A 4,766-nucleotide genomic window follows, 5' to 3' on the forward strand; every position below is an offset into this window, starting at 1 on the left:
CCCCTTTTCCGCGTGAAATCGCCCCCCCCCTAAACCGGTACGGTTAGCCTTTAAGATTCTCCTATAAAATTCTTCCTGTAATTGCTGGCCAGTTCTGTGGATAACTCGGGCTGCGGCAACCAACCAGAAAGAAAAAGCACCTACCCTCCGGGCCTGCGGCCCTCCGCCCCGTCGCCTGCGGCGCCGGCCTTCGCGGTCTGCGACCGCTCCCAAATGCCTGGCCTACGGCCAGACACCCTTGAAGCGCGGCAAGCCGCGCTAATGGCCGCCGACCCGCACTGCAGCTCCGGCCAGGTCAACGCCAGGGGAGAGGTCGCAAGGGCATTCGAGAAGGGAGTGCGGCATCGGCAGAGACACAGGGCGTGCTGTCTCGTAGTCATCAGATACCTACAGGGAAGGCATGGAACAGGCATAGGAGCGGTTTTCAGGATGAGGGGGCTGCACCCCCCCCCCCACTTGGCCACCGAGCCTTAGCGCTCCGCTCAGGACGCCACGCTGAATCTGTCTTGCTGCCACCAGGAGCAGGGCGCTACGCGCCCACCACTCCCCCCCGCCCCTCGCCAGCGAGGGGAGCGAGTCGCCCTCTGTCGTCAGAGGTGCAGGGGGAAAAGCTCCCCTGCACCTCATGACGGAGGCTTGGGGTCGCTGCGGTCGCGTCAAGGGGCCGTGTCCTCGCCCCTGCGGGGCTGCGGGCCGCACCAACCCCTTGACGCGCCCTCCACTCCGAAACGGGGTTCGGGGAGCAATGGAACAGGGAAGTCAGTTAAGCCTTCACCAGTGCCGGTCTGTACCTTCCATGCGGGCGTGGCTCTCTGAGAAACAGTGGCGGTCATCCGCACCGCAGGCGATGTCGGTTAGCAAATCGTTCACGGCTTCATCCAGCTCTTCATCCGTGTCATAGGGCACCTTCAGTTCATATTCCCCGTTCGGCCGCCGCGTGGCATCGTATTGGGCAAGATCAAAAAACTCGACATGCTCGATCGAGCGCTTCTTTCCGCGCACGACCTTGCTATTGTTCTCGATGCGCAAGGTCAGCAGGATGGTGGCGACCTTCGGCTGGTCAGCGTTTCCGCTCTCGACCACGGAGACGTTTATCGGCGACTGCGCCGATTGTTTGTACGGGCCGATCTCTACGCCGCGATGCCGCAGGTAGCTGTACAGCGTGCTCTTGGACAAGTGCAGTTTCTGCGCAATGGCAGCGACCGACAGCTTGCGCTCGCGGTATAGGGTCTCGGCCGCCAGCGCTGTCGCTTCGGCCTGCGGCGACAGGCCCTTGGGTCGCCCACCGACCCTGCCACGCGCCCGCGCGGCCGTCAGCCCGGCCTGGGTGCGCTCGCGAATTAGCTCGCGCTCGAACTCGGCCAGCGTGGCGAACAGGTTGAACACGAACCGCCCTTGGGCGCTGGTGGTGTCGATGGGGTCATTCAGGCTGAGCAGCCCGACCTTGCGTTCCATCAGGCTACCCACCAACTCAACCAGGTGCTTGAGTGAGCGTCCCATGCGGTCGAGTTTCCAGATCACCAGCACGTCGCCGCCACGCAACTGGCCCAGCAGTTCATCGAGCGCTGGGCGCGCGGTCTTCGCGCCGCTCGCAACGTCCTGATAAATGCGCTCGCAGCCGGCCGCCTTGAGGGAGTCCACCTGCAAGGCTGGGTTCTGTTCGCGCGTGGATACGCGCGCATAGCCGATTTTCATCGTAATATTTTGCTTTACTCGTTAAGTTTTAATAATATCAAACTTTGATTGTACAAACCACTATTACAGACTGCTTGTTGGCTTACGAACACCTCGCGCCGATCGCTCCATCAGAGTTCATAAAAACGATCGTTTTATTGAACCGTTGCAAAAACCGCTTAAAGAGTGTATAAACACCGATGTGCATAAACTCTGATTGGTAGAGAGCTTCATGAATACCGTGCGCTGGAACATCGCCGTATCGCCGGACGTGGATCAGTCCGTCCGCATGTTCATCGCCGCGCAAGGCGGCGGTCGCAAGGGCGACCTGTCACGCTTCATCGAGGATGCGGTGCGCGCCTACCTCTTCGAGCGGGCTGTGGAACAAGCCAAAGCCGCTACGGTGGGTATGGGTGAGACAGAACTGAACGACCTCATTGATGAGGCGGTGCAATGGGCGCGTGAGCATTAATGCGGGTCGTCCTCGACACCAACGTATTGCTGGCCGCGCTGATCTCGTCGCACAGCCCACCCGACATCATCTATCGCGGTTGGCTTGCAGCACGCTTTGAACTGGTGACAGGGACGGCGCAGCTTGATGAACTGCGCCGCGTGAGCCGTTACCCGAAGATCAAGGCAATCCTGCCCGCGCATCGCGTCGGCACGATGATCAACAACATGCAGCGCGCCGTTGTGCTGCATGTATTGCCGCCTCTGCCTGATCGCATCGAGGTCAATGATCCGAACGATGCGTTCCTGCTGGCGATGGCACTGGCCAGCGAGGCCGATTACCTTGTGACTGGCGACCGCCGCGCTGGGCTGCTGCAACGCGGTAGCATTGGCCGCACGCGCATCGTCACGCCAGTCACCTTCTGCGCCGAGGCGCTTTGACGCCATGCCGGTCAGCTTCCTGTCCACCACACAACGGGAACGCTACGGCCGCTATCCAGACACGCTTTCCAGCGAAGAGCTGGCGCGCTATTTCCACCTGGACGACGATGACCGCGAGTGGATCGCCACCAAGCGACGCGACAGCAGTCGCCTCGGTTATGCGCTGCAACTGACCACGGCGCGGTTTCTCGGCACCTTTCTGGAAGACCCTACCGCCGTGCCAAGCCCGGTGCTGCATACGCTGTCGTCGCAACTTGAGGGTCGGCAGGGATTCGTGTAAAACACAGCCAAAAGTGAGCTAACTCCCTGTCAACTAAGGATTTCTCACGACGCACTGCCGACCCTCATGCCGGGCTACTGCTGCACGTGCGTCACCAGGTCAACACGGAGAGCCGCAATTCGGCGTCCACCTCGCGCTACACGTTGGCGACGTGTCAGGCCCGACCTATAGCACCGCGCATGGCCTGCTGGCCGCGCTTGGGCGCGTAGCGCGCCCAAGCGCGCTGCGGTGGCGTCATGAACGTGCCGACGCTCATCCGGCTTGATCCATCGTCACCAACTCAAGGGTGGGCGACCCAAGGCATCCAGGCGCTCTGCATCTTCAAGGATCGCAGCAGTTGTGCGCGGCGAGATGGGCTGTGCGTTATCCAGTCCATAGGCATGCCGCGCAGCATCGGCGGCTAGAGCTTGACGCGTCCGCGGTGAGTACTCTTGCAGCCGTTGACGCGTGCTCTGGGCCAGCTCGGGCGCGATGACAGGCATCGCGGAAAAGATATCGCCGGGTGCGGGGTTGGCTAGAAATGCTGTCTCCAGGTCGCGCGCATTCGCATGGAGATCAGTTTGCGGATCCTCGATCTCGGCTCTGAATGCGGTTGTCCTGGCAAGCGCGTCGATTGCATCGCGCTTGTCGAAGCGTTCAATTACGTTGGTGGATGTTCCGTACGTTTCGGCCCAGTGCGAATCCCTTAGTAGAACGGCCGGACCGTCGCCCCACGAGTCGAGGACTAGAGGGGAGGCAGGGATTTGTGTAAAAAACAGCCAAAAGTGGGCTAACTCGCTGTCAGTAAAGGTTACTTACACCAATCCCTGCCGACGCTCAGGTAGTCACCGACTGAGCCTCACTGAGGCAATAGCTCCATCAACCATGCGAGCTCCTCTTCGTTGAATGCCGGGAAATCATCCGCTGCCCCTGCGAAGGGGTCCTCATCTTGTTCCCGCATCACGGTGCTGGACGCTGCCAGGTCGGCAGCCGTGGGCGTACCAGGATCCGGGAGGCCGCCCCCGATACTGGTACGCGGGCGTTTTACCCTCCAACTGAGGGGCAAATGCAGCGCATCGCGCTGTTCGGGAACGCGCACCTCGAACGATTGCTGTGCGGAGGGACCGGTGACAGCACGATCCGATCGGGACCGTTTACGGCTGCTTGCCCGCGTCTGATCTCCCTCGTGCATTGGGCTAGGCGCATCAAGGTCACGCTCCAGCGAATCGGCGAATGCATGCAAAGACGCCTGATCCGGCGTTTGAGTTGAAGTAGGGGACGGTTTGGCCCTTTTCATCCCTGATGCCTGGAGGATACGGTCCCAACGCTGCGAGGCTGGGGGGAGCGTTCCACTGCGGGCTTCGAGTTCGGTGACGCCCACTCTGCGAAAGAGCTGTAACAACCCGTGCCTGCTCATCCCGAACTGCGTCATGGCGTCATCAAATGCTTGCGCTGGGTGGGAGTGGCACTGGAAAAAACCCAGCACGCGAACCACTTGCGCGTGGTCGGCAACGCGATGGGATGTGCGTTCGGGAATACGGCGATTGGTTCTTTTGATCAAGGCCGGCGCGTGCGGCAATCCCTTTTTCACTGCATCCAGCGCAGGACGTCCGCCGAGGCAGGCCAAGGCGACGAGGTGGTCGTTGGTCAACGCGGCCAACGCCGGATCAGGGCGAGATAACTGGGCAACAATGCTCTCCAGCGCCGGCCTGCCGCCGCCATTGCTGGCGATGGCCACCACCTGTGCCGGGGTCAGGCCATGGGCCTGGCACAGCACCGGCAACAGCCGCTGCACCGTCTCCAGCGCCGGCCTGCCGCCGCCATTGCTGGCGATGGCCACCACCTGCTGCGGGGTCAGGCCATGGGCCTGGCACAGCACCGGCAACAGCCGCTGCACCGTCTCCAGCGCCTGCTTGCCACCAATATTGCTGGCGATGGCCAC

General features: G+C 61.7%; 4 protein-coding genes and 2 pseudogenes. 3 read left to right on the forward strand and 3 right to left on the reverse strand.

The window, feature by feature from the left end; all coding sequences use genetic code 11:
- Positions 1–771 precede the first annotated feature (771 nt).
- Positions 772–1,695, reverse strand: a complete 924-nt coding sequence (locus tag EO156_RS23745) for a recombinase family protein (protein ID WP_012477429.1) — start codon at positions 1,693–1,695, stop codon at positions 772–774.
- Positions 1,696–1,906: 211 nt separating this feature from the next.
- On the opposite strand from EO156_RS23745, the gene EO156_RS23750 reads away from it, so the two are divergent.
- From EO156_RS23750 to EO156_RS23760, 3 genes and pseudogenes are all read left to right on the forward strand, one after another.
- Positions 1,907–2,146 carry a ribbon-helix-helix domain-containing protein gene (locus EO156_RS23750; RefSeq protein ID WP_003491212.1) on the forward strand — a complete coding sequence of 80 codons (240 nt, stop codon included), beginning with the start codon at positions 1,907–1,909 and terminating at the stop codon, positions 2,144–2,146.
- Entirely contained in the window at positions 2,146–2,565 is a 420-nt protein-coding gene (locus EO156_RS23755) for a putative toxin-antitoxin system toxin component, PIN family (protein WP_003491210.1), read from the forward strand. Before EO156_RS23750 ends, EO156_RS23755 begins: the two co-directional genes overlap by 1 nt.
- 4 nt (positions 2,566–2,569) lie before the next feature.
- Positions 2,570–2,821 (forward strand): annotated as a pseudogene (locus EO156_RS23760) (DUF4158 domain-containing protein); the annotation flags it as partial.
- 296 nt (positions 2,822–3,117) lie between these two features.
- On the opposite strand, the pseudogene EO156_RS23765 reads toward EO156_RS23760, so the two are convergent.
- Both EO156_RS23765 and EO156_RS23770 read right to left on the reverse strand, forming a co-directional pair.
- Positions 3,118–3,579: pseudogene (locus tag EO156_RS23765) on the reverse strand (avirulence protein); the annotation flags it as partial.
- A gap of 104 nt (positions 3,580–3,683) precedes the next feature.
- Positions 3,684–4,766: TAL effector repeat-containing protein (locus tag EO156_RS23770; RefSeq protein ID WP_206513894.1), on the reverse strand; the 1,083-nt coding region annotated here is incomplete at its 5' end.

Source organism: Xanthomonas sp. DAR33341, from assembly GCF_003992815.1.
GTDB lineage: Bacteria > Pseudomonadota > Gammaproteobacteria > Xanthomonadales > Xanthomonadaceae > Xanthomonas > Xanthomonas cissicola.

Bases quoted from the DNA above. Each gene is read 5' to 3' on its own strand.
- EO156_RS23745 (WP_012477429.1), bottom strand. From the start codon at position 1,695: ATGAAAATCGGCTATGCGCGCGTATCCACGCGCGAACAGAACCCAGCC.
- EO156_RS23750 (WP_003491212.1), top strand. From the start codon at position 1,907: ATGAATACCGTGCGCTGGAACATCGCCGTATCGCCGGACGTGGATCAG.
- EO156_RS23755 (WP_003491210.1), top strand. From the start codon at position 2,146: ATGCGGGTCGTCCTCGACACCAACGTATTGCTGGCCGCGCTGATCTCG.